Genomic DNA, 24,581 nt, shown 5'->3' with positions numbered 1-24,581 from the left:
CCATTATGATCTTTATGTAGCTGATCAGAGCCATCGTTTGATAGGTATGGTTTCTATGTATCATCTCTTGCAAGCCCCGACAGATAGTACAATGGAGTCACTTATGAGAACGAAGATTATCTCTATCCCCGCTCAAGCCGAGCAAGCTACAGCTGCGGAAATGATAAAGAAATATAATCTCCAGGCTCTGCCTGTCACGGATAAAAAAGGCGTTATGATAGGCATCATAACTATGGATGACATTCTTAAACTATTGGAAGAAAGGATTGCTTTACGAATTCAAAATTTCGCCGCGCTTAAAAACGGGCTGCTCTTTTCATCCAATACATTAAGGTCTGTTAGTCAAACACTTCCTTGGCTCATCGGGCTTACATTGACCGGATTTTTGATGACTGAAATAATGGCGCCCTTTCTTACATCACTCCAGCATATCGCAATGCTCACTATTTTCATTCCGGTCATTCTCGGGATGTCGGGAAACAGTGGAATACAATCCCTTTCGGTTGTCATTCGGAAAATGACAATGAACCCATTAAACACGAAAGATAGATGGCAATTACTTGGAAAGGAAGCGGGTGTTGGGCTGCTGACAGGGATCGTCTGTGGACTTGTTGCTTTGCTTCTGGGCCGGTGGTAACCACCTTAAATGATATCTTGGCTCTGTTTGTTTACTATGGTGTCGCGGCGCTTCTTATCCCCCTTGTAACAGCTTAACCATTTATTCGATCACGAAGGAGTACCTCTACATGATTCAACTGGAAGAAATGAAGAATTTACTATCGAATGCTGATAAAAATTCAGTGTTGTCCTTCGCAGAAAATTCCAGGCCCTTCGACTTGGCCGTCTGTGTAGAAAAACTGGATAGAGCAGAACAACTCCAATTGATGAGGCTGCTTCCTGCCGATATAGCTGCGGAAATCATGGAATATTTGGAGCCTGTATTGCAGTATCAGATTCTTAATCATTTAGAGGAAAATGAGACTTCCCAGGTGCTGAACAAAATGTCAGGGGACGTAGTTGCTGATATGATGCTAGCCATTCATCGGCATCAGGCCGTCAAGCTGTTGAATCTGCTTCCAAAAGATTATCGGGATAAGGTCCAAACGCTAATGACATTCCCGGAGCATACCGCTGGAAGCTTGGCAACGATAGATTATATTGCTGCACGCAGCTCATGGACCATTGAAAAAACGCTGCAGCATATCCGTAAAATTGGGCATGATGCCGAGATCACTTCCTATGTCTATGTGACTGGAATGAAAGGTGAGCTTCTAGACGTCGTTTCATTGAAAAAAATCATTTTATCCGAACCTCAAACTCGACTGGAAGACATTGTCATGGGGGAAGTCATTTCTGTACCGGCCACTATGGAGCAAGAGGAAGCCGCGGAGCTATTATCTCGCTATGATCTGGTAGCCCTACCCGTGGTAGATGGACAGAACCGACTTATTGGTGTTATTACTGTTGATGATTTGATTGATGTCATACAGGATGAAGCGACCGAGGATATTCATAAACTGGGCGGAAGTCAGCCATTGACAGAAGCTTATTTCAAAACCTCTGTATTTCATTTGTACAGAAAACGGATCGTTTGGCTATTGATTTTGTTTGTAGCGGAAGCATATACGGGTACGGTTCTAAGACACTATGAGGAAACGCTCTCTGAGGTCATTGCACTGGCATTCTTTGTCCCACTGCTCATAGGGACGGGAGGGAACACGGGAACCCAAACCGTATCCACTTTAGTCCGCGCGCTTGCGGTAGGTGAAGTACAGTTTCGCGATATTTTTAAAGTAATACGAAAGGAAATAACCACAGGTCTTATGACGGGGGCCTCCATTTCACTGATCGCTTATGTACGAGCCTTATTTCTTGGGGTTGAAACGAATGTTGGATTGGTCGTTGCCATAACGGCTATGTCCATCGTCATTTGGGCTTCCTTTGTTGCCGCTATCCTGCCATTACTATTGCATAAGCTGAAAGCGGACCCCGCTGTCGTGTCGGGGCCTTTCATTACGACATTGGTAGATGGGACAGGCCTTATCATCTACTTTACTATTGCCAAAATATTGCTCAAACTATAATACCTGTCATACCTATTTGGCGAAATAAAAAAGGGGATTAGTAGAGTGAACACATCTACAAGGGGAAAACCGGATTTCTTATTGCTATTTTTAACTATTTCACTCGTGGGATTTGGATTAATTATGGTATTTAGTGCAAGCTCTGCCAATGCCTTATATAAATATGATACGAGTTGGTATTTCGTGAAAAAGCAATTCATCTTCTCATTCCTCGGTCTGTTGTTGATGGTTGTTCTTATGAACGTTCCTTTTCAAATATTAAAGCGATGGTCACGACCACTGCTGTTGGCTTCGATTGTAACACTGATACTCGTGCTTGTCGTGGGTGTTCAAATTAATGGTGCCAAACGATGGATCGGTGTTGGAAGCTTTGGCATTCAGCCTACTGAATTCGTCAAAATATCTGTCGTTATCTTCTTGGCTGCTTTAATAGATAAAAAAGGAGATAAGATACGTGATTTCAAAACGGGATTATCTCCTTTGTTATTATTGACGGGGTTCGTTGCTTTTCTTATTCTACTTCAGCCGGACTTTGGTTCCAGTCTGATTCTTCTATTCGTTTCGGGTACTATTATTATTATGGGAGGGGCGAATTTATGGCATCTATTGAAACTAGTCTTCGTTATTGCGCCCATCTGTGTTTATTTAGCTGTATCCAAAAGCTATCGCCTAGAGAGAATTACTTCCTTTATGAATCCTTGGGAGGATTCCTCCGGAACAGGCTATCAGCTGATTCAATCGCTTTTTGCTTTAGGCCACGGCGGGTTGACAGGCGCAGGAATTGGTAAAATCATCCAGAAGCTGCGATATTTGCCCGAAGCCCATACGGATTTTATATTCGCTATTATGGGGGAAGAGTTAGGCTTTGTAGGGGTTGTATTCTTTATACTGATTTATGCTATTTTCCTTGCGAGAGGTTTTATTGTTGCGTTTCAAAGTTCCAATTTTTTTTGGTCTATTGCTAGGGACAGGTATTGTCAGTATGATAGGGATTCAATTCGTATTTAATATAGGGGCTGTCACAGGGTGTATGCCAATAACCGGAGTACCGCTTCCCTTGATAAGCTATGGAGGCTCCTCCATGCTGGTTTGTTTGGCGGGTATCGGCATCCTGCTAAGTATTTCTCGAGAGAGAAATCGATTGCGTAATATGAAACGAATTAGTCAAAGCTAGCTATGGCCAAGGGATGCTGATCAATAGATATACCTTATTTTACCACTCGGTATCTTGCAACATAATGAAATCAGGCCCCGTCTATGAAGATGTCGGCATGTTGTTCCCGGAAAGTGAATCTTTCCCTAATAGATAAAGACAACTAGAGAGATATAAAAGAGATATGAAACAAGGTTTAGTTTTACGCCGACCTAGGGTGGAATATTCATACGAATGGAACTGCCCTAGAGGTAGAGAGAGTGTGTTTAGGCAAGACAATGGAGACTGTGGAGGATGAAAATCCGACGCAGTCTCTTTTTTTCGAACCTCGGTAACTATAAGATAAGTCCAGTAAAGGCGAGGCACTGGCTTGAAAGTAATATATGTACGCAAAAAACAGCGGCAGTCTAGGATGTTATTATCGTCCAAGGCTGCCGTTTATAGTTCGCAGAGCTCTTTAATTGTTTTTGTTTTGTTTTGTTTTATATAAAAAAACACAGTATTCAAAAATAAACAAATATGATAAGATGTAAACAAAATAAAATAAACATCTAAGCGGAGGTATAGTCATGGTACAAAGTTTGTGGGAAGCGTCTAAAGCAGCAGAGCAGGTTACAGGTCTCGATCAATTGGTTTATCGCTCTAATTTGATAGGTACAGATCGTCGTGTATGCAATTACGGGGGTGGCAATACCTCTAGTAAAACGATCGTAAAAGATTTCCGTGGTCGTGACATCGAAGTTATGTTTGTTAAAGGCAGCGGCTCTGATCTAGCAACTATGAAGGCATCTAATTTTACCGGCTTGCGCATGGATGATATTCGTCCATTGTTCGAGAAAGACGAAATGCCTGATGAAGAAATGGTCGCCTACTTGGCGAACTGTATGATTGATGCTAAACATCCACGTGCTTCTATTGAAACTTTGCTTCATGCATTCCTACCATTCAAACATGTTGATCATACTCACCCGGATTCTATCATCAGTCTTTGCTGCGCAGATAACGGTAAAGCGTTGGCTACTGAAATTTTTGGAGACCGTTTCGTATGGGTTCCTTATATCCGTCCTGGTTTCAAACTATCCAAAATGATAGCTGAAGGCGTATTGAACAACCCTAAAGCTGAGCTTGTTCTGATGGAGAAGCATGGTCTGGTTACTTGGGGTGAAACTTCTGAAGAGGCTTATGCTCAAACGATCAAGATCATTACCGAAGCGGAAAGCTTTATCGAAGCACGTGTTAAAGAAAGCCAGGTTTTTGGCGGCGTGAAGCATGGCGCTTTGACTGCTGAAGAACGTAGAAGCGTTGCTGCACAAGTGATGCCAACGATCCGCGGCGCAGTAAGTGATGCTAAGAAAATGATTCTTTCCTTCGACGACGCTGAAGATGTACTGCAATTCGTAGGAGGACAAAGCTCCGCAGCCCTTTCCCAAGTTGGAGCGGCTTGCCCGGATCATCTCGTTCACACGAAAGTGGTTCCATTGTTCATTGATTGGACTCCTAATGCGGATGATATTGACGGACTGAAAGCGAAATTAAAAGAAGGTATTGCAGCATATAAAGAAGAATATAAAGCCTATTTTGACCGCAACAAAAATGATGGAGATGTCATGTTCGAAGCCGCGCCGCGCGTTATTCTCATTCCTGGCGTTGGTATGATCAATACCGGTAAAAGCTGGGCTATGTCTCAAGTAAGCGGCGCTTTGTATCACCGTGCGATTGCAGTTATGAGAGGCGCTACGGCACTTGGGCAATTCGTATCCCTTAGTGAAAATGAATCTTACAACGTAGAGTACTGGCCGCTTGAGCTTTACAAGCTATCCTTGGCTCCGGCAGAAGCTGAATTTTCACGTAAAATTGCTTTCATCACCGGCGGAGCTGGCGGAATCGGTAGCGAAACAGCACGTCGTTTAGTTTCTGAAGGCGCGCATGTTGTTCTGGCAGATCTTAACCTTGAAGGTGCACAGAATGTAGCTTCGGAAATCAACGCGAAGTATGGTGAGAATCGTGCAATCGCGGTTAAGATGGATGTAACCAGCGAAGAGATGATCAAAGCCGCTTATGCAGAAACGGCAATCACTTATGGCGGTGTAGATATTATTGTCAATAACGCAGGTCTTGCCACTTCCAGCCCATTCGACCAAACGTCCTTGAAAGAATGGAATTTGAATATGAACGTGCTTGGAACAGGATATTTCCTCGTTGCTCGTGAAGCGTTCATCCTGATGAAGGAACAAGCTATCGGTGGTAACATGGTATTCATCGGCTCCAAAAACTCGGTTTATGCAGGCAAAAGCGCATCTGCCTACAGCTCTGTAAAAGCACTGGAAGCTCATCTTGCACGCTGCGTAGCTGCAGAGGGCGGAGAATTCGGTATTCGTGTTAATACGATTCTGCCCGATGCGATCCTGCAAGGTTCTGCAATCTGGAACGGAAGCTGGCGTAATGAACGTGCCGCAGCATACGGCATCGAACCGGATCAACTGGAAGAGCACTATCGTAAACGCACAACCTTGCTTGTAAATATTTACCCTCGCGATATTGCGGAAGGCATCGCATTCTTTGCTTCTTCGAAATCGGATAAAACAACAGGCTGCATGCTGACCATCGATGGCGGCGTACCTGCTGCATTTACTCGTTAATTATACGTAAATTAGTTAAATGGATATTATTTAAAGGAGGCGTATCACATGCCATCAGCCACAGGGGAAAAGGTATGGATCATTCCTGACGGTTACATCCCGGAGCTCAGCTCCGGGGCGTTGACCAGCCATGAATCGATTTGTGTATTGAATACCGCATCGGAGGATGCCGAGCTGACCATTACCATCTTCTTTGAGGATCGCGATCCGATAGAGAATATCGCGGAAGTCGTTCCAGCACGCCGTACGAAGCATATCCGCACGAGCTCATTAAATAATGATGGGACGTACATACCCGTCGGCGTTCCTTATGCGATTGAAGTGAAGAGCAGTATTCCTATTATTGTGCAATACAGTCGCTTGGATGCGACTCAGGCTGAGAACGCTCTTATGTCCGTTATAGCTTATCCCATCAAATAATAGAAGTAGAGGAGTTGTACAAATGGATAAAAAAGTTCAAGCCAATTATGAATTGGCTAAAGACCTGTATGCAGCCCATGGCATTAATGTGGATAAAGTACTTGAGCAGCTGGAACAAATCAAAATTTCCATGCATTGCTGGCAAGGCGACGATGTAAAAGGATTCCTGAATCGTGATCAGGATCTGACAGGCGGTATCTCGGTCACTGGCAATTATCCAGGAGCAGCACGCACACCAGCCGAGCTTCGCGCAGATCTGGAGAAAGCGTTCTCGTTAATTCCCGGCAAGCATAAGGTGAACCTTCATGCTATCTACGCAGATACGGAAGAGAAAGTGGAACTGGATAAGCTTGAGCCGAAGCATTTTCAGAAATGGGTGGACTGGTCTAAGGAGCAAGGCTTGGGACTGGATTTCAACCCTACTTGTTTCTCTCATGAGAATTCCAAGGATGGATTTACACTGAGCCATCCTAATCCTGAAATTCGCCAATTTTGGATCGACCACTGCAAAGCCTCTAGAAAAATCGGCGCCTACTTCGGCGAGCAGCTGGGTCAAACTTGCGTAACGAATGTATGGGTACCGGATGGCTATAAGGATGTTCCGGCAGACCGTATGGCTCCGAGACAGCGTTTGAAATCGGCATTAGATGAAGTATTTGCAGAAGAAATCAATCCGGCATACAACCTGGATGCAGTAGAAAGCAAGCTGTTCGGTATTGGTTCCGAAGCTTATGTTGTAGGATCCCATGAGTTCTATATGGGTTATGGTATCCAAAACAACAAACTGATCTGCCTGGATGCAGGACACTTCCATCCGACAGAGGTTATTTCTAATAAACTGTCGTCGCTTGCATTGTTCTCAGATGGCATACTGCTGCACGTGAGCCGTCCGATGAGATGGGATAGCGATCATGTAGTTACTATGGATGATGAATTAATTGAAATCGGTCGGGAGCTTGTTCGCGGCGAACTGCTTGATAAAACACATATCGGTCTTGATTTCTTCGATGGGAGCATTAACCGGGTTGCAGCTTGGGTTATCGGAACACGCAACACCATCAAAGCGCTTCTCCGCGCGATGCTGGATCCAGTGGAAGCATTGAAGAAAGCAGAACTGGAAGGAGATTACACAACTCGTCTAGCTTTAACCGAAGAGTTCAAATCGTATCCTTTCGGCGCAATTTGGGATTACTACTGTGCATCCAAGGGCGTTCCTGTACGTGAAGAATGGCTTGCAGAGATAAAGAACTATGAGCAGGAAGTACTGCTTAAGCGCGGCAACTAATTAACGAATAAGGGTGATACCTTTGGGAAACATTATTGCTTTTGATCTCGGGGCGAGCAGCGGAAGAGCTATGCTGGGCCGCTTGGTAGACGGTAAGATCGAAATCACAGAGCTTCATCGGTTTTCCAATGATCCAGTGCAGGTGGGCGACCGCCTGCATTGGGATATTTTACGGTTATATCATGAAATCAAGCAGGGGCTGCTGATTGCCAAGAACAAAGGAATCGAAGTCGCTAGCATTGGGATTGATTCCTGGGCCGTTGATTTTGGATTCATCGGTAAGAATGGCGAGTTGATTGGCAATCCTTATCATTATCGAGATCGCCATACGGAGAATATGATGGAGAAGCTGTTCACCGAGCTTCCTGCATCTGAAATTTTCGGCAGAACGGGGATTCAATTTCTTCAGTTCAATACGATCTTCCAGCTCTATGCTCTCAAACAAGCTAATTCTCCTTGGCTGCAAGAGGGCAACCGATTCCTGATGATTCCAGATCTGCTGCGGTACTTCTTGACCGGAGAGATACAAAATGAATTTTCCAATGCAACAACGACCCAGTTATATAATCCAGTCCAAGGTGATTGGGATAAGGAGCTTTTGAAGCAGCTGGATTTACCTGAATCATGGTTCGGTGAAGTACTGCAGCCGGGAAGCACAGCTGGAATGCTGCAAGCTTCCGTATGTGATGAGCTGGGAATCCCGTCGATTCCCGTCTACGCGGTGGCTGAGCATGATACAGGGTCTGCAGTAGCGGCTGTACCGGCAACAGATCGTTCCTTCGCTTACTTAAGCTGTGGGACTTGGTCGTTGATGGGAACTGAAGTTCAGGAACCGGTTATTAATGACAGGGCTCAAAAGCTCAATTTCACGAATGAAGGTGGAGTCGAAGGGACTTATCGCTTGCTCAAAAATATTATGGGCTTGTGGATATTGCAGGAAAGTCGCCGCGTATGGGAAAAAGCAGGGGAATCGTATTCGTTCCCCGAACTGGTCCAATTGGCTGGAGCAGCTAAATCGTTCAGTGCATTCATTGATCCGGACCATCCGCTATTCCTGGCGCCAGGAGATATGCCTGCCCGAATCGCTCAGTATTGTCTTGAAACAGGACAGCAGGCACCAGAGTCAGTGGGTGAGATCGTCCGCTGCATTCTGGAAAGCCTTGCATTGAAGTATCGATTTGTATTCGAGATGACCGAACGCCTATCTGAACAAACGTTCAATGGTTTGCATATGGTAGGCGGTGGCATTCAAAATACATTGCTTTGCCAGTGGTCAGCTAATGCAATTGGCAAGCCCGTATGGGCGGGGCCATCGGAAGGCAGTGCTATCGGAAATATGGCTGTCCAATGGATTGCCCAAGGCGTCTTTGCAGATATTTGGGAAGCGCGTCAAGCCATCCGTGACTCTTTCCCTATTGTGGAATATAAGCCTGAAGAACAAGAGCTGTGGGGTCATGCCTACGACAGATTTGTTAAGCTGACTGGACTTGCAGAATAATTTTGTTTGTGTGAAAAGAGGTAGTCTATGCTAGCTGCGGAGCGTTATGAGAAAATAGTGAGTGTGGTTAACCAAAGAGGTGCAATAAGGGTTTCTGAGCTTAGTGAGCTCTTTCAGGTTACGGAAGAGACGATTCGCCGTGATCTGGATCGCTTGGAACAAGCAGGTCGTCTGACCCGCTCGCATGGTGGGGCGGTTAGTATCAAAGACGACCAGCAACCGGAAATTCCTTATTTCGAACGGGAAATCACCCACGCCGAGGAGAAGAAAAGGATTGCCCAGGAAGCGATCAAGTTGATCGGACCGAAGGATCGCATTCTTCTTGATGCCAGCTCGACAGCTTGGTATATGGCTGCGGAGGTCCCTGATCTTCCTCTGACCGTCCTTACTAACTCAATCAAGGTCGCAACGGAGCTGAGCAAGAAAGAGAAGATCGAAGTGATCTCGACAGGGGGCATATTGGCTCAACGTTCCCTGTCCTTTGTAGGGCCACTAGCGGAACGCTCTCTGGATACCTATCACGTAGACAAAGTCTTCCTATCTTGTAAAGGCGTGCATCTTGAACGCGGAATCAGCGAGTCTAACGAGCTGCAAGCCCGTGTTAAAGAGCGGATGATCGGTATGGCGGATGAAGTCATTCTGCTTGCAGATTCTAGCAAATTCGGAGTACAAGCTTTTACTCATGTGGCTGATTTATCAGAGGTTAATACCATTATTACGGATCGTCACATTGCTCAGGAAACGTTGGAGCAGCTGCAAAATCGCGGAATCTCTGTCGTAACGGTATGATATGTTAGAGTCTAAAGCCTCAATATGGAATCGGTAAAAGCGGATGATCAGAACTAGTTCTGGTCATCCGCTTTTTTTTTTGTTTAGGCAAGGGGAGCTTGTACAGGAATCCATCGTTAATGGTCTCATGAAACCGCGATAGAACTGATTTAAAATAGGGCGAAAACTACGAGAGCGATTTGTTGCTTGACATGCAGCTATTTGGCTGCATATAATACACATATGGATATGGATAATGTATTTAAGGCTTTAGCAGATGGAAGCCGTAGACAATTGCTCGATCAGCTATACAAGAGAAATGGGCAAACGCTGGGCGAGTTGTGTGACCATCTGGACATGACACGCCAATCTGTAACGAAACACCTAATCATATTGGAGGAGGCTAATTTAATCGCAGTTGAATGGCAGGGGAGAAATAAACTGCATTACTTGAACGCCGCTCCGATCGGCGACATCTATGATCGCTGGATTCGGAAATACGAGCATCATCGTATGGAGGCATTAAGTGAATTGAAAATTAAACTGGAGGACGCTGATGGATAATTCTACTTTTGTTTATGTCACCTATATCGCAACAACGCCGGAGAAGCTTTGGGAAGCTCTAACGAATGGTGAATTTACGCAAAAATATTGGTTCGGAAGAAAAGTTCAGTCTGATTGGAAAGAAGGCTCGTCGGTCACCTTCCTTATTAAGGACGGAACGGTCGCCGCACAAGGCGTTGTATTGAAAAGCCAGCCGTATCAGCATCTTTCCTATACGTTTACATGGGCGGAAGATCAGACCGTTCGCGAAAAATCCACGAAGGTAACCTTCGAGCTGCAGCCGATGAACTCGAATGTCAAGCTGTCGCTTAAACATGAAGAGCTGCTGCCGACGGATTTCCGCAGTGAGCATACAGGCTTTGCTGGGATTAATGAAGACGGTATTAATAATGGCTGGCCGGTTATACTCAGCAGTTTAAAGAGCTTGCTTGAAAGCGGGAATCCGCTATCGTTGCGTAACGAATAATGTATCGATTGATCAATAAGGAGGAGAAAGTCATGGCAAAAGTACTTTACGTTTCAGCTAATCCAGGAAAAGAGGAAACCTCATTCAGCCTGTCGATCGGTCGCCATTTCCTTGACGCTTACAAGGCCAACAATCCCGGTGATGAAGTAATAGAATTGGATTTGTACAAAATGTCTATTCCGCTTATAGACTCAGATGTATTAAGCGGTTGGCAAGCTTTGCAAAAGGGTGCTGCTTTTCCTTCATTGAGCGCAGCATCGCAACAAAAGATCGCGGCTCAAAACGAGCTAACGACTCAATTTGTCAGTGCGGACAAATATATATTTGTTTCGCCAATGTGGAGCTTAGGCGTGCCACCGTTGATGAAGGCGTATATTGACACGCTCGTGAAGCTGGGGATAACTTACAAGAACACGTCAGCAGGACCCGTTGGTTTGCTTGAGGGTAAGAAAGGAATTCATATCAATGCCCGAGGGCTGGATTACTCTGGCGACCTTTCAGCATTGGAGTTTAGTGACAGCTATATTAGAACGATTATGCGCTTTATGGGCATAGAGATGCTGGATTCTATTATTGCCGAGGGAACGGTCCTCGCGTCGGAGAAAGCGGAGGAGATCAAGCAGCAGGCATTTCGGCTCAGCGAGGCTGCCGCGAAATTATTGGCATCGGCTTAGCAAATTTGATCTCGTAAGAGCCAAGTCGCACCTTTCCTAGAAAGTAGAAGATCTCTCGAAAGAGAGGTCTTTTTTGTGTTTCACCGAGAATCCATCGAGATTTTTGGTCTAACTCAACATTGTTTACCCTCGCTCATATTTAGGGACTATGACAAAACTGTTTCTCTAGACCCACACATACTTCATCTATTATGATTACTATCGTTGTCGTTTTTAAGATCATCTTAGCTTATTCTGGAACAATACATAAGCAGACTGGCCGTTGCGCATTGTATGCCTGCAATGGATTCTAATATTTAGACAACACTCTATTATTAGGCAATGAATTGGTGACTGGAGGCAAGATTGGCGTGAGCAATCAGAAGGTAGCATCGAATGTTATTGCGATCTGGATAAGCTTAGTAAGTAATATATTGTTAACGGGTATCAAACTTATCGTAGGTTTTTTATTCAATAGCCAGGTATTAATAGCGGACGGTGTTCACAATGCGGGGGATGTTATTGCAACCATGGCTGCTTTAGGTTCGGCGAAAGTCGCTCAAAAGCCAGCGGATGAAGATCATCCGTACGGACATGGGAAAAGTGAGCTGATTGGTTCCGCGATGGTAGCCATTATTATGGCTATCGCAGCCATTTTTATAGCGTATCACTCGATTGAATCATTTTTTGAGACAGCGGCAGAAGCAAGCTTTATTGCGTTAATCGCTGCATTTCTTTCGTTGATTTGGAAGCAGTGGCTGTACATGTATTGCATGAGAGTTGGCAAAGAAACCAACAGCAAAAGCCTTGAGGCAACAGCATTTGACCACCTTGCTGATGTGTATGCTTCCATTGCAGCCGTTATTGGGATTGGGGCGGCAATCATTGGAGACAAATATAATATTGAGTTTTTGAGCTATGGGGATGCAGCAGCGGGGATTGTCGTTGCCTATTTTGTAATGAAGCTTGCCTATCATATGGGGAAAGAAGCTGTAGACGTGTTAATGGAGAAAACGGTCTCCCCAGAAAGACTGAGAGAATACGAAGAGCTTGTCTTTTCGGTTCAAGAAGTAAAACGAATTGATCGACTTCGCGCAAGAGCCTTTGGTCAATATGTGTTGATTGACGTTCGTGTAGGTATACCAGCTCAATTAAACGTTCAGGAAGGGCATGACGTCTCTCGAAAAATCAAACAAACGATCATGAAACACCATAAGGATGTAGAAGAAGTATTGATTCATTTAAATCCTTGGTATGAAGAAGAAAACCTGAAAACAGGAAATTAGACACAAAACTAAAAAAAGAGCCTAGGGGCTCCTCAGGATGTCGAGAAACCTGCAAAACTTGAAATATTGCTAGTTATACTCCAGTGGGGTATGCCCCTCCAGCCGCTGTTGAAACCCGTGAATTTGATTAGATTTTAGCGGTATATTCACGGATTTCAAAGGCGGACGTAAACTCCTCCGAGGCATACCCCACTTACCTATATAGCATATTTCTCGGAAATACAGGTTTCTCCACAGATCAAAGGAGCCCAGAGGCTCCTTTTTATTATTTATCCTTATCTTTGTCAGCTTGATTCTTGTCTTTAATCTTTTCCTCTTTATCTTTCACTTTATCTTTATCTTTATTTTTGTCTTTGTCTTTGTCTTTCTTATCCTTATCCTTTGCGTCCTTATTACCCTGTGATTTCGTGACGTTAATCGTCAATACCGGAGCTGTGCCCGTATCGAAATGGAAGGTTAATTGGGTTTGTCCTAACGGAAGTTTGTTCAAAAATCTTTTTTTGATCTTTACGGTATTGCCTATTAATTTATAATCGGACTTTTGCTTCAGCACCGAAGAGCCGTTCGTAATAGAGAGCAAATGACCAGCATTCGCTGGAATCGATACTTCTAATTTGGTTCCTTTTTTGTTCCCTTTATCGTAATCCACCTTTATGGGTGAGATCACAGGAGAAGTATCCACAATCGTTAAAGTCAGCTGCGGGTCGGTCCCATAATCAAAATCAAAGGAAAATGAGCTTACACCCGTATTCAAACTGGATAGAAATTGTTTTTTGATGACAACCTGATCCTCCGAAACGGTATAATCTCTATCCCGAACTAAAGGAGTGGAATCTTTAAACACGTTGAGCAGGGTATTTCCATTAGTTATCATCTGGATAGCGATATCCGTCTGCTTGCTGCTATTTTTATCAAAAGTGGCAAGCTCAGTTGTAATAATTGAGTCTGCAGGAGTGATCGTAACCGTGAACGATTTCTCAGCATGATCTCTTACATTGTCAGCTTTCAAAGTAAATGTGTAGCTTCCCGCTTTGCCTGGAACGCCATATACCTGACCATACACGTTGCCGCTGACGTTATCCGTAAAAGATCGTAGTGAAAGGCCAGGAGGCAGCATTCCGCTGCTGATCGACCATGTCACGATAGGAGATAGATTAGATGCAATGGTTGAGTCAGGATAGGGCTGTGATACTTTACCTGATGGCAGGCTGGTGGTCGTAATCTGCAGCGAATCGATCATATACACGTTGACATTAGCTGTGGTCCCATCGCTGAAATGAAAAATAATAGGATAAGGCTCTGGTCTAACGTCCAAGCCCTTTAAATAATTATCTGAAATGGTGTACATATAGTTGAACAATGGGTCGACAGCATAATCTTGATCCAGTACCAACGGAGTCGTTCCATTGGTGATTGCTGTAACGCTTGGTCCGCTTGGAGAGACGGTTACATCCAAAGCGCTTTGTCTGCCCTCGTGCGCATCAAATAAGGCTTCCGTTGTTATTAATGGTTTATACACAGGAACCGTAAATGATTTGATGGCGGATACGGTACCATTCGTTGCTTGAAGGGTGAAGCTGTAAATGCCAGGTATCGTCGGGCTACCGGATAAACTTCCGTAAACATTGCCGGTTACGCTATCCGCCTGATTCGAAAGGGTAAGGCCTGGCGGCAATGCTCCCCTATAGACCGACCAGGTTACGGAAGGTGACAGATTGGACGTAAGAAGCTTATTTCCATAGTTGTTGTTAACCGTGCCCGATGGCAAACCTCCTTTAATGGCGGGAGGAACCAATGTCACTACCAGCTTAGGCCGATTGGTTGCGGTTGTATTTTCTTTGGTCCCGTATTCTACATTCGCTGTAGCATTGTCCGTATTGGATAATATTTTAAACGATATTTTTCCGTTGCCGAGAACTTTATTCAAGACCTGCGGCGTGATATCAATCTCTATGGCTTGACCTCCGGATAATGGACCCGCGAAAGTTTTAATTGGGGAATACGTGAAGCCGGTAACGGTATTATTCCATGTGATTTGGTTCTCGTCCCAAGTATCATTGTTAAGTAATCCAAGGGTTTGAATGCTTGGTGTAGCGCCAACCTTAACGGTTGTTAACAGCAGCTTCGCACTCTGAATTTGCGCCCCTTGATCCAAATAATTTTTAATATTATTATTACCGGGATTGTTTAGAGGGAAGCGCACGAAAGCCATTCTCGTGTTGCCCCCGGCATTATTGGTATCATTCTTCACGATCATTGTTGTAGCTGTTCCAAAGTTTTTACTTCCATTGGTTGATCCCGGCTGAACGTAAGTGTCCGCCTCAGCATCTAGCGTTAGGGTTGTATAGCTTTCCTGCTGCGGAGGCTGCGGCACAGGGTTCGACGACAAATCGTAAAGAATCAGATTATCAAATTCCGCATCCGTATAAGAAGTCCCGAGTGCGATCTTCCCTGAAGCTAGCCCGGTGTCCGTCCCGGTAAGCTGAAGCTTACCATTGATATACACAGAAATCGTATGTCCTAGAACGATCATCCTTACCGTGTAGGTTGTACCTGCTGTAATGGGATACTCTGTCGAAGCCAATAGATCGCTTGCGCCCAATACTTTTCTTCTCAGCTCTAATTTATTGCTGTTTTTTAGCTGGACAAAATACATATTATTGGCGTCTGTATACCTCGCCGCGATCGTTACGGCACGGTCGTTACCGTTGAAGGACAGCGGCTTCACTTTCACTTCCAGATCAACATCCGTAAGCAGAGGCGAACCTGACGAAGAGAGTGCATTAGAAGCGGACGCATTAGATTGTCTATAGGTATAAGTACCGTCAACAGCTGGAGCCCAAGATCCTGAGACCGGTGTCCATGACTCCACATTTCCGCTTTCAAAATCATCAATGTACCAAGGTGTACCGGATGGCTTAGGAAGCGGTGCGGGATTTTTAGGAGCGGCACTAGGAATTACGATCGGCATGTTCACAGGCTGCGGTTCCGGCAGAGCCGTACCTGTTTCCGTCACAGTCCAGTCTGCAAAATTATACGTTAAGCCATAGCCATTGTACTGAAGATTCAACACAGGACTGCCGACATCCTGATGCGCCCATGGCATATCGATCATCGGGTACGCCGAATAATTAACAGGTACACCATTCAGTTTATTTTGACCGACATAGGTCGCAGCATGTGGACGATAAGTCAGATCAAGCGTATAGCCGTAGATGGACTTATAGGTAAGTCTAGGGTTGACTGCATCGATAGCACTGGCATCAATTGAAGCTTTTGACAGGATATCGTTCTTGAAAGCCTCCAGCTCGGAGTCTACATTGCCCGTAGCATAAGGCGTCAGTTCTGTTGTTTCCAGTATCCATCCGTTCTTTAGCTGGTCGCTCCAGACGATATCGTAATCGATAGGCTGGGTATCCCATGTAAAAGATTTGATCGGTTTAAATGCAAACATCATGCTCCCCGTATGGCGAAAAATCCAACCGTCGGATTCAATTCTTTTTACAATGGAGCCGGATTTGGAAAAAGGAACATACATCGTAGAAAAACCATAATTCGGGTCGGAAACGTTATAGACACCGATGAGGGTCCGCTCATGCTGCATCACCTGTTGAAAGGGGTTTTCCCCATATCCTAACACGTTCGGATATTTATCCGACGGCCGGAAGCGGTTGTCCTGCATAGGCACGAAAGTACTAAACGGTTTATCCGAAACCCATTTGAGCGTTGTGCGCCGTCCTTCTTTATAAATATAATCGTATGGGTTCGCTGTAAAATCGTACTGGCTGGCCAATCCGTAATTGGATGAATGATAAGTGTATCGTCTAACATCCCGTCCGTCTTCCAGCATGCTTTCTTTTTTCACTATAGGTGTACTGCGGTCGTTGGCCATATAGTATAGAATGTTCGGCATGGTGTATTTGCCCTTATAAGCGATAAAGAAAGTATGGTAGGCCATCGTTTCTGCAGCATTAATTCCTCTTCTACCGCCAAAATAAAGCCAACCCGCAGCGGCAGTTGCTTCCGGTGCATCTGGGCTCGTGACGGTACCCGATAAGTTCTTGGCACGATCCGACGTTCCTGTCAGGTAGCCTTGATTCCAGTCTCCTGCAAGGCTTGTCATCATCCAGTCGACAACCATAGAAGCCTTACGTCTGAGCTCTGTATTCTGGGCAAAATCGGCAATCATTTTGACGGCATGAATATCGATTTCGTAGTACACAGGACCGTGTTCGGCAATATTCTTGGCCGGAATCGAATTTAAATATTTCTCAATGTAGGGGAGGGTCACTTCTTTGATTTTTTGCGCGTTATTGCCACCTGCATCCACAAAATCAGGCCATTCCTCTGCAGCCAGATAACCTGCCCCATAGGTCATTAATTCATAGTTCGCGGCAGTGTATGCAAGCGGCTTGGAGTAGTCCCATTTGGCGAGATAGGCTTTAGTCTTATTCGTTAGAACAGGAGTATACTTCTCTTTACCGATCAAATATCCGTTCATGACAGCATGGATACTGAAAGCATATTCGTCATTGATATCATGTTTATCGAGAATGGACTCTATCTGTGCCTTAGCGTAATCCGTATCCACTCCCATAAGCAGTCTCGAGACGTGGTAGGCCATAGCATATTTAGGCTTGGTTGGCTGGCTTGGCAGCGACTTGGATAAATACTGGATTAACGCATCAGATCTTTCGTCAAACGTTCCTCCTTTAATGTACGCGTATGGGGTGCTGCCCTGTTCCGGTTCATCATCTGTAGGACCATCTGCGGCATAAACGGAAGAGGGGCCAGGGAGAATAAACAAATTTAATAGCAGTGATACAATTAAGACGATGCCGGTCAAGTTCTTTCTTTTCATAAATAAACCCATTAACCAATACCTCCTTTTTGTGTTTGTAAGCGTTTTCTTAATTACGAACAAAATTATATCACACCACTGGGCTGCCCTTTTTTCCATGGTTGCTGACTATTATCAGATTATTGCTTTTTTTGGGTTGGATGATGTACAGCAGTGATTTGGAGTTTTTGAATGAGGAGAGTGCCATGTTTGCAATATAAAAATACAGAGCATCCCTGGACTAGCTTGGGGACGCTCTGTCTATTTGATTCAATTATTGAGAATTCGCCAAATATTATCGATATTATCATTGTCCCAAATAATAACCCAATATTTATGAATACCAGCACGCTGTAAGGCAGCAGTACGTCTATTTCCGTCGCGAACACTTAAAGTTTCTCCTCGAACCTCAACAATGGGGGGAGGTGCATCCCACCCTTCAGAAAACATATCCGCAAACTGATTAACTCGATGTTCCCAGAGCTCCACTGGAGATTTATACTCCATGTCCGTCTCTGTTTCTGGACCGTGACAGCGTCGCAACCGCTGCACATCTACAAGGATGGGGCCGACCCAATATCTTTGCTTCTGTTTAAGTCCTTGAGACATAACTGGATTTCTTCCAGCGGAGTTTAGGTATAAGTGGATCCATTCCTCTAATTGTCCGCACTCGGCATATTGTTGTGCTTCTGTGGTTGTGAATTGAAGTTCTTTTGGCTCCAAGATAATCCCCACCTTTTAAGGAAAGATTGATTCTTTTCTATTATTTCATGATGAGTTTTTTTATGTAAGTTCAAAAATGATTATAGTCAACATTCAGGAAGGCACTCATTGGATAGAATTTATCTGTACCGGTACAGTTGCACTTGATATGCATTGCGAATGAACTCTATCCCTTTTACAATGGGACTACGCAGTCGTGGGATTATCACGGCGATGTGCGACTAAGAATATCAGAGGTGATTCCCATTGTATCTCATGACACAAGAAGCAATAAAAGCATACCTGCACAGGATTGGTATCGCGGAACAACAGCTACCTTCTAAGGAATATTTATTTGCCCTGCATCAAGCACACGTGAAGACACTTACTTGGCAAACCGTAGATATATATGCAGGAAAACCGGCAGCTATCGGATTTGAAGAATCCGTTCAGCTTGTACTTAGCGGCAGAAGCGGTTACTGCTTTCACCTAAATGGAGCATTCAGTACCCTCCTCCATTCCTTAGGCTATGAGGTATTTTTGCATCGTGCGGGTGTTCAGCCCTTGGGAGCCGAGCCTCGCGTGAATTCTTTCCACTTGGGGCTCAGCGTGAACTTAGTGAATGCTCATAATGAGAAGGAACGCTGGATTGTCGATGTAGGAATGGGGGATATACCTTATGAGCCGCTTCCTCTCCGATATGGCGAGTATCAGCAAGGTCCATTGAGCTACAAGGTAATGGAGACCAGCGTGGTACCTGAGGGATGGAGATTAGAGCATGATCCTCAGGCTTCCTTTGTGGGGGTTGATATCGACGCTTCCGTACTGGACAACTTGGAAGAGTTTAAACCGAAGCATGAATTTTATAGCCGCTCACCGGAATCCCCTTGGATGAATATTTTCCTGATTAGACAAAGAACTGCAGATGAAAGCAATGAGCTTCGAGGATGTAGATGGAGCAAGCGGGACAAGAATGGTCTGACGCAGATCGAAATGAAGAGCAAATCGCAATGGCTCGACGTTTTGGGAGACGTCTTCGGGGAACATCTCGTGAATTACAGCAGCTTAGAACGCGATGATCTATGGAGAAGAGTAGAAGCCTCGCATATTGAATGGAAAGCTTCCAAGCTTGGAGCGGGAAAGTAAGTATTTAGCTAGAGTCTGCAGGATAAAGTAGTTTAGTGTAGTGGATATAATTTCTATATAAGTAAGTATTATCTTGACAGTTCGCGAACGAGAGTTATAAACTAATTGCACATGTGTGAAACGATGGGGTCATGATGAAAATGCATTCTACATCGGTCATGAACATTCATCATATGTGCTAAGCAGCATACATGGACTGCATGAAAGATTGCAGTGAGCATGTTTGTATTAGCTGTAGATGGACATTTGTTTATCTACAGTTTTTTTAGCTTGCACCCATTAATCTGTTCACATGGAAAGGAGAAGAAAGCATGTCTGCCGGCGTTGGATCGGTTAGCGTACAACGGTTTAGCCAAGAATCTCAAAAAGACTGGAAGAGGGTAGTGTGGTAATGATTCTATATATAAATAAGACAAGAGCATTTTTGAAATTTAAGTCATTTTTCAACTCTTCTTAGCAAGATGTAAGAGGAGGGAGCATTCTTATGAAATATGTAAACGCTGAAGCTATTTTTCCAAAAGAATTATTGAACGAAATCCAGAAATATGTGCATGGTGGGATCATCTATATTCCAAACCCCGAAGGAACGCATAAGAAATGGGGCGAGAAATCAGGGAGCAGAACCTATTTGAATGCTCGAAACGAGGAGATCCGTGAGAAATTCTCAAATGGTGCTTCTATTCATCAGCTTTCGGATCTATTCTGCCTTTCCTGTGATAGTATAAAAAAGATTATTTACTCAAAAAAATAAGGTTATTGATGACAAGTCACATCAGATTATTCTGAAGTGGCTTTTTGTGTAAAGTATAGTTTCTAGTTGATTATTAACCTTATTTGATTGAGTGACCTTGTTATAATGATTTTATTAATGGCTGACTTCATTTTGAAGGGGGAAATTTTAATGGATAACCATCAGATAAAAAAGATTTGGAATGAATGGTCCGAAACTTGGTATCGAAGATATCGAACAGATGAGGCGATTTCAACCATAATAAACAATCCTGCAACCGCCTTTCATCATAGCACCTTTTCGATGATTAAAAAGGCATTGCCCGATTTGCATGGCAAAAAAATATGTGTTCCATCCAGCGGCGATAATCATGCTGTATTCGCCTTTTGTTTGATGGGAGCCAAAGTAACCTCATGCGACATCTCGGAAAGACAGCTAGAAAACAGCTCAGACCTAGCGCGCAAGCATGGTTGGGATATTGAATTTATATGCGATGATACAATGACTTTAAGTAAAATTAATAGCGGCGAATATGATTTGGTCTATACATCCAATGGTGTTCATATATGGATTCATGATTTAAACGCCATGTATAACAGTATTCATAGAATTCTGAAAAACGATGGCGCTTATATTCTGTATGAAGTACATCCGTTTAACCGTCCGTTCGGAAAAGCTACCGATAAAATCAATGTAATAAAGCCATATGATGCCATAGGCCCTTTTGTCAGTGAAGAAGTTCCACGGTATACTTGGCGTATACAGGATATTATGAATGCTGTTATCTCATCTGGTCTTAGTGTTAAGCATATGGAAGAAATGTATGCTGAGAATGGTTCATTTTGGATTGATGAATCTATCGAAGGAAATATGCTCTCAAAACAAGAGCTGGATAATCTCTGTGACTGGAAATTAAACCCCATGGCGGCTCTACCTCAATGGCTATCGATATATGCTCATAAATGAACACCAAGTCTAGTGCATTATATCGAAAGCTTAACGCCTTGTTAGCTATGCTCCTCATCTCTTCAGATAAGGGGCTATTTTTTTAGAATGTCCCAGCTTACCTGATTAGTCATTGGATCAATGTAAGTATCGTTGCTACAGAGTTTTCTACAAAGGATCGTTCAGGACGAGATTTCATTAATACAGTAAGTCCGATCGTTGCAATGAGTAGTGTCTGAGCTAGATTTTTGGCGTTCAAATCGTTTGCGAGCTCTCCAGATCGTATCCCACGTTCAAGGGTTTCTTGAAACAGTACAGAAAGATACATCTGATGCTCTCTTGTAAGTACTTCAAATTTTGCATCATGTGGTGCAAGTTCTACCATCACGTTGAGGCAAAAACATCCCCGGTTAGGGCCTTCCTCGTATACTTCCGCCACAATGCCTTCAAAAAAAGAACGGAACGCTTCTTTGACGGATGAAACGTTTTGAAGTCGAGAGCGGACAAGGGAAGAGTGGAATTGGTTGTATTTGCGAAGTGCAGCTTCAAAAAGCTCCTTCTTATCTCCAAATGCGGAGTAAATGCTTGGTCGTTGAATGCCCATTCTGGACGTTAAATCACTTAATGAAGTAGCTTCATATCCTTTTTCCCAAAAAAGTTCCATAGCTGCATTTAATGCCTTTTCTTCATCAAATGCCCGAAGCCGTACCATAAGAAATCCCTCATTTCATATCGATCAGTACAATATGATAATAATCATTGCAAGAGATCTTGTCAAATATCAGCCATTTTCATATTGACATCATGGAGACAATCGAGCTATATTTACCTAAACTCATTTTGTACCGATCGGTATGTTATGATACTTTTGAGAAATATAACTCAAACCTGAGGAGTGTGTTAGTATGGAGAAGCTTGAGGAAAAAGTTAAGACGGTTATCGTCCAAGATACTAGCGTCGGACTTGAAGTCACAGTGAGGGAGGCTAAGGAACGTGATGAGTCAGTTCCCTCATCATTGCTTTCGCGATCTGTGGCGTTTCTGTTCGCAATCGCCTGTGGACTTGCCGTTGCCAATGTTTATTATTCTCAACCGCTGCTCGACGCGATGGCGAGTGAGTTTGGTATTAACGAGTCCACCATTGGTGTTGTTGTTACCATAACTCAGATTGGTTATGCGCTAGGGCTGCTTCTGCTAGTCCCGTTGGGGGATTTACTGAATCGTCGCCGGTTAATCGTGAGCCAGTCATTGCTGTCCGTGCTGGCACTTGGCTTAGTTGGTATTGCCCCCAACAACACGCTGCTGTTGGTAGGCAGTGCTATAGTTGGTTTGCTTGCCGTTGTGACGCAGGTGCTTGTAGCTTTCTCGGCAGTCTTGGCTGCGCCAGCCGAACGGGGTCGCGTAGTTGGTACCGTGACTAGTGGAATCGTAATCGGTATTCTGTTGGCACGAACTGTTGCAGGCTTCATGGCTGATCTTGCCGGCTGGCGAATGATCTATTTCGTTTCCGCGGCGTTAACGCTGCTCATAACGGGTCTTTTGTTCCGGGTGCTGCCATCTCACGACAAGGTGAGGGTGTCAACATCTTATGCGCAATTATTGCGCTCGGTTTTCACGTTGTTCGTTCAGGAGCCTATATTGAGCATACGTGCTCTGATCGCTTTTCTGATATTTACTTCCACCGCAGTTTTGTGGACTCCAATGGTATTTCCCCTCAGTCAGCCGCCGCTTTCGCTTTCGCATACCGAGATCGGGTTATTTGGATTGGCAGGTGCTGCTGGAGCTTTAGGAGCAGCAAGGGCAGGGCAATTGGCAGATCGTGGTTTAAGTCAATGGATCACAGGCGTCGGGCTGAGCATTATGCTGATCTCCTGGTTACCGATTGGTTTCACCATGCATTCCTTATGGGCATTAACCGTCGGTATTATCGCCTTCGATCTCGGGTTACAGGCGGTGCATGTCACGAACCAAAGTATGATCTACAGCGTTCGCCCGGAAGCTCATAGCCGACTCACAGCGGGTTATATGATCTTCTATTCCATCGGCAGCGCACTCGGATCAATTGTCTCGACAATCGTGTATGCATGGTCTGGTTGGGCTGGAGTATGTCTGCTGGGTGCGGCTATCAGCGCTCTCGCACTATTGTTCTGGGTGTTTACCCGCCATCTGACTCCTATAACGAAGGCATGAGGGGGCTCTCTTGTTCCTCGCCGTTGAACTTCACAACAAACTGGGCAATCGTTGCTTGGATGGTTTCATTTGTACTTGCAGCTACTGTCGCCGTTGAGCCAATCATCATTCCTATGGAAAGAGCCAAAGCCCATTTTTTCAACCTTACCATCTCCTATTGTATAATGATGAAAGATACCTTCATCGGATTCATGCCTAATAATGATTGAGGGAACAGAGATTTCGTACAAGGGTTTCGATGTCCAATGCTATTTTACCAGAATAACCCACATCTATGAATGGTTTATGAAGATTGCATAAGATGAAAAGCAGGTGCCACGGCAGCAGGCTCATTTTATTAAACTAACGCTAACGATAGAATCGAGGGTGAGAAGACAATGAAGAAGCAGGTTATGGAAGCGTACGATAAATTGGCTAAAGACTACGAAAAACATGTGGATACTCAGAGCGGGCATAACGCTTATTACGAACGGCCAGCAATGATTAAGCTTATGCCAACGGATTTGAATCAACTTGACCTTCTGGATGCCGGTTGTGCCGCGGGTTGGTATACGGAGCAATTTCTAAAACAAGGTGCTAACGTTACTGCTGTTGATCTAAGTCCTGAAATGGTAGAAGCCTGTAAAAGACGTGTAGGCAATAAAGCAAATGTGCTAACTTGTGATTTAACGGAAAATCTTCCGTTTGACAATGAATCTTTCAATCTGATTGTAAGTTCGTTAACCCTTCACTATATTGACAATTGGGTGCCAACCTTCCGTGAATTCCATCGAGTAATGAAGCCAGGAGGAAGCTTAATCTTTTCTGTACATCATCCTTTTATGGACTTTAAACAGTTTGATAGACCAGACTACTTCGCCCATGAGTTATTGTCGGAGGTATGGAACAAGAAGGAGGCCGGTCCAGTTGAGGTCACGTTCTATAGGAGATCTCTGCAAGAAATTATTAACGTAACATCAGGTCAATTTATTGTGGATCAGATCGTAGAGCCGCAACCAGTTATCAACAGCATGAACACACCCGAGGCCCAAGCTTGGTATAAGAAATGGTTCGATCATCTTTCAACTCATCCGCATTTTCTAATTGTCAAAGCCCGGAAGCCATAATTAGGGGTGGAAGAGGGGGGCAGCCCTCAGATTTGGCCCAAAAGATGGATGACATGGTATTGTCGCATTGGTCTTAGTGCAATCCTGTGCTATAATCAACAAAACAC

22 protein-coding genes are annotated in these 24,581 nt (G+C 44.3%); 18 read left to right on the top strand and 4 right to left on the bottom strand.

The annotated features are described in order from the left end of the window. Positions 1 to 103 precede the first annotated feature (103 nt). From QMA13_RS29815 to QMA13_RS29755, 13 genes are all read left to right on the top strand, one after another. Positions 104 to 637 (top strand): magnesium transporter, encoded by a 534-nt coding sequence (locus tag QMA13_RS29815; RefSeq protein WP_282937279.1) that lies wholly within the window; start codon positions 104 to 106, stop codon positions 635 to 637. A 109-nt stretch (positions 638 to 746) separates the two neighbouring features. Next, positions 747 to 2,084 carry a magnesium transporter gene (gene mgtE / locus QMA13_RS29810; RefSeq protein ID WP_282937278.1) on the top strand — a complete coding sequence of 446 codons (1,338 nt, stop codon included), beginning with the start codon at positions 747 to 749 and terminating at the stop codon, positions 2,082 to 2,084. 45 nt (positions 2,085 to 2,129) lie between these two features. Next, the gene (locus QMA13_RS29805; RefSeq protein ID WP_282937277.1) at positions 2,130 to 3,092 is read left to right on the top strand and encodes an FtsW/RodA/SpoVE family cell cycle protein; all 963 of its coding nucleotides are present in this window, start codon (positions 2,130 to 2,132) and stop codon (positions 3,090 to 3,092) included. Further along, positions 2,980 to 3,258 (top strand): FtsW/RodA/SpoVE family cell cycle protein, encoded by a 279-nt coding sequence (locus tag QMA13_RS29800; protein ID WP_349254179.1) that lies wholly within the window; start codon positions 2,980 to 2,982, stop codon positions 3,256 to 3,258. Before QMA13_RS29805 ends, QMA13_RS29800 begins: the two co-directional genes overlap by 113 nt. A gap of 548 nt (positions 3,259 to 3,806) precedes the next feature. Next, positions 3,807 to 5,876 carry a bifunctional aldolase/short-chain dehydrogenase gene (locus QMA13_RS29795; protein ID WP_282937275.1) on the top strand — a complete coding sequence of 690 codons (2,070 nt, stop codon included), beginning with the start codon at positions 3,807 to 3,809 and terminating at the stop codon, positions 5,874 to 5,876. A 48-nt stretch (positions 5,877 to 5,924) separates the two neighbouring features. Continuing rightward, positions 5,925 to 6,296 (top strand): sensory rhodopsin transducer, encoded by a 372-nt coding sequence (locus QMA13_RS29790; protein WP_282937274.1) that lies wholly within the window; start codon positions 5,925 to 5,927, stop codon positions 6,294 to 6,296. 22 nt (positions 6,297 to 6,318) lie between these two features. Continuing rightward, positions 6,319 to 7,581 carry an L-rhamnose isomerase gene (gene rhaA, locus QMA13_RS29785; RefSeq protein ID WP_282937273.1) on the top strand — a complete coding sequence of 421 codons (1,263 nt, stop codon included), beginning with the start codon at positions 6,319 to 6,321 and terminating at the stop codon, positions 7,579 to 7,581. A gap of 22 nt (positions 7,582 to 7,603) precedes the next feature. Next, a complete protein-coding gene (locus tag QMA13_RS29780) occupies positions 7,604 to 9,079 on the top strand; it encodes a rhamnulokinase (RefSeq protein WP_282937272.1) in 1,476 nt (491 codons plus the stop codon). A 27-nt stretch (positions 9,080 to 9,106) separates the two neighbouring features. After that, positions 9,107 to 9,868, top strand: a complete 762-nt coding sequence (locus QMA13_RS29775) for a DeoR/GlpR family DNA-binding transcription regulator (RefSeq protein ID WP_282937271.1) — start codon at positions 9,107 to 9,109, stop codon at positions 9,866 to 9,868. Positions 9,869 to 10,090: 222 nt separating this feature from the next. Beyond that, complete coding sequence (locus tag QMA13_RS29770; RefSeq protein ID WP_282937270.1) at positions 10,091 to 10,411, top strand: ArsR/SmtB family transcription factor; 321 nt, start codon at positions 10,091 to 10,093, stop codon at positions 10,409 to 10,411. After that, positions 10,404 to 10,877: an SRPBCC domain-containing protein gene (locus tag QMA13_RS29765; RefSeq protein ID WP_282937269.1), complete on the top strand. Its 474-nt coding sequence runs from the start codon at positions 10,404 to 10,406 to the stop codon at positions 10,875 to 10,877. Before QMA13_RS29770 ends, QMA13_RS29765 begins: the two co-directional genes overlap by 8 nt. Before the next feature lie 32 nt (positions 10,878 to 10,909). Further along, positions 10,910 to 11,551 (top strand): FMN-dependent NADH-azoreductase, encoded by a 642-nt coding sequence (locus QMA13_RS29760; protein ID WP_282937268.1) that lies wholly within the window; start codon positions 10,910 to 10,912, stop codon positions 11,549 to 11,551. A gap of 350 nt (positions 11,552 to 11,901) precedes the next feature. Continuing rightward, entirely contained in the window at positions 11,902 to 12,816 is a 915-nt protein-coding gene (locus QMA13_RS29755; protein WP_282937267.1) for a cation diffusion facilitator family transporter, read from the top strand. A gap of 265 nt (positions 12,817 to 13,081) precedes the next feature. Here QMA13_RS29755 and QMA13_RS29750 read toward each other — a convergent pair whose 3' ends face one another. Continuing rightward, positions 13,082 to 17,689, bottom strand: coding sequence for a X2-like carbohydrate binding domain-containing protein (locus QMA13_RS29750; protein ID WP_282937266.1), 4,608 nt, complete (start codon positions 17,687 to 17,689; stop codon positions 13,082 to 13,084). A gap of 237 nt (positions 17,690 to 17,926) precedes the next feature. After that, positions 17,927 to 18,379 carry a hypothetical protein gene (locus tag QMA13_RS29745; RefSeq protein WP_282937265.1) on the bottom strand — a complete coding sequence of 151 codons (453 nt, stop codon included), beginning with the start codon at positions 18,377 to 18,379 and terminating at the stop codon, positions 17,927 to 17,929. A 246-nt stretch (positions 18,380 to 18,625) separates the two neighbouring features. Between QMA13_RS29745 and QMA13_RS29740 the strand changes: the two genes are divergently transcribed. The 3 genes from QMA13_RS29740 (at position 18,626) to QMA13_RS29730 (ending at position 21,200) form a co-directional block, all read left to right on the top strand. Next, entirely contained in the window at positions 18,626 to 19,504 is an 879-nt protein-coding gene (locus QMA13_RS29740) for an arylamine N-acetyltransferase family protein (RefSeq protein ID WP_282937264.1), read from the top strand. Positions 19,505 to 19,988: 484 nt separating this feature from the next. Beyond that, positions 19,989 to 20,255, top strand: coding sequence for a CD3324 family protein (locus QMA13_RS29735; protein ID WP_282937263.1), 267 nt, complete (start codon positions 19,989 to 19,991; stop codon positions 20,253 to 20,255). A 150-nt stretch (positions 20,256 to 20,405) separates the two neighbouring features. Then, positions 20,406 to 21,200, top strand: coding sequence for a class I SAM-dependent methyltransferase (locus QMA13_RS29730; protein ID WP_282937262.1), 795 nt, complete (start codon positions 20,406 to 20,408; stop codon positions 21,198 to 21,200). 109 nt (positions 21,201 to 21,309) lie between these two features. On the opposite strand, the gene QMA13_RS29725 is transcribed toward QMA13_RS29730, so the two are convergent. Then, positions 21,310 to 21,891, bottom strand: a complete 582-nt coding sequence (locus QMA13_RS29725) for a TetR/AcrR family transcriptional regulator (RefSeq protein ID WP_282937261.1) — start codon at positions 21,889 to 21,891, stop codon at positions 21,310 to 21,312. Positions 21,892 to 22,084: 193 nt separating this feature from the next. On the opposite strand from QMA13_RS29725, the gene QMA13_RS29720 reads away from it, so the two are divergent. Continuing rightward, entirely contained in the window at positions 22,085 to 23,368 is a 1,284-nt protein-coding gene (locus QMA13_RS29720; protein WP_282937260.1) for an MFS transporter, read from the top strand. Here QMA13_RS29720 and QMA13_RS29715 read toward each other — a convergent pair. Next, positions 23,352 to 23,510 carry a hypothetical protein gene (locus QMA13_RS29715; protein WP_282937259.1) on the bottom strand — a complete coding sequence of 53 codons (159 nt, stop codon included), beginning with the start codon at positions 23,508 to 23,510 and terminating at the stop codon, positions 23,352 to 23,354. The genes QMA13_RS29720 and QMA13_RS29715 overlap by 17 nt on opposite strands. A 235-nt stretch (positions 23,511 to 23,745) precedes the next feature. On the opposite strand from QMA13_RS29715, the gene QMA13_RS29710 reads away from it, so the two are divergent. Then, complete coding sequence (locus QMA13_RS29710; protein ID WP_282937258.1) at positions 23,746 to 24,474, top strand: class I SAM-dependent methyltransferase; 729 nt, start codon at positions 23,746 to 23,748, stop codon at positions 24,472 to 24,474. The last annotated feature ends 107 nt before the right edge of the window (positions 24,475 to 24,581 follow it).

This window comes from Paenibacillus sp. RC67, from assembly GCF_030020805.1.
Classification (GTDB): domain Bacteria; phylum Bacillota; class Bacilli; order Paenibacillales; family NBRC-103111; genus Paenibacillus_S.
The sequence above is the reverse complement of the archived record's forward strand: the minus strand, read 5'-3'. Positions and strand labels throughout refer to the sequence as shown.

Excerpts from the sequence above, each read along its gene's own strand:
- QMA13_RS29770 (WP_282937270.1), top strand. The coding sequence starts at position 10,091 with ATGGATATGGATAATGTATTTAAGGCTTTAGCAGATGGAAGCCGTAGA.
- QMA13_RS29750 (WP_282937266.1), bottom strand. The coding sequence starts at position 17,689 with ATGGGTTTATTTATGAAAAGAAAGAACTTGACCGGCATCGTCTTAATT.
- QMA13_RS29710 (WP_282937258.1), top strand. The coding sequence starts at position 23,746 with ATGAAGAAGCAGGTTATGGAAGCGTACGATAAATTGGCTAAAGACTAC.
- rhaA (WP_282937273.1), top strand. The coding sequence starts at position 6,319 with ATGGATAAAAAAGTTCAAGCCAATTATGAATTGGCTAAAGACCTGTAT.
- QMA13_RS29735 (WP_282937263.1), top strand. The coding sequence starts at position 19,989 with ATGAAATATGTAAACGCTGAAGCTATTTTTCCAAAAGAATTATTGAAC.
- QMA13_RS29765 (WP_282937269.1), top strand. The coding sequence starts at position 10,404 with ATGGATAATTCTACTTTTGTTTATGTCACCTATATCGCAACAACGCCG.
- QMA13_RS29720 (WP_282937260.1), top strand. The coding sequence starts at position 22,085 with ATGGAGAAGCTTGAGGAAAAAGTTAAGACGGTTATCGTCCAAGATACT.
- QMA13_RS29725 (WP_282937261.1), bottom strand. The coding sequence starts at position 21,891 with ATGGTACGGCTTCGGGCATTTGATGAAGAAAAGGCATTAAATGCAGCT.
- QMA13_RS29790 (WP_282937274.1), top strand. The coding sequence starts at position 5,925 with ATGCCATCAGCCACAGGGGAAAAGGTATGGATCATTCCTGACGGTTAC.
- QMA13_RS29800 (WP_349254179.1), top strand. The coding sequence starts at position 2,980 with ATGCTATTTTCCTTGCGAGAGGTTTTATTGTTGCGTTTCAAAGTTCCA.
- QMA13_RS29795 (WP_282937275.1), top strand. The coding sequence starts at position 3,807 with ATGGTACAAAGTTTGTGGGAAGCGTCTAAAGCAGCAGAGCAGGTTACA.
- QMA13_RS29815 (WP_282937279.1), top strand. The coding sequence starts at position 104 with ATGAGAACGAAGATTATCTCTATCCCCGCTCAAGCCGAGCAAGCTACA.
- QMA13_RS29760 (WP_282937268.1), top strand. The coding sequence starts at position 10,910 with ATGGCAAAAGTACTTTACGTTTCAGCTAATCCAGGAAAAGAGGAAACC.
- mgtE (WP_282937278.1), top strand. The coding sequence starts at position 747 with ATGATTCAACTGGAAGAAATGAAGAATTTACTATCGAATGCTGATAAA.
- QMA13_RS29775 (WP_282937271.1), top strand. The coding sequence starts at position 9,107 with ATGCTAGCTGCGGAGCGTTATGAGAAAATAGTGAGTGTGGTTAACCAA.
- QMA13_RS29730 (WP_282937262.1), top strand. The coding sequence starts at position 20,406 with ATGGATAACCATCAGATAAAAAAGATTTGGAATGAATGGTCCGAAACT.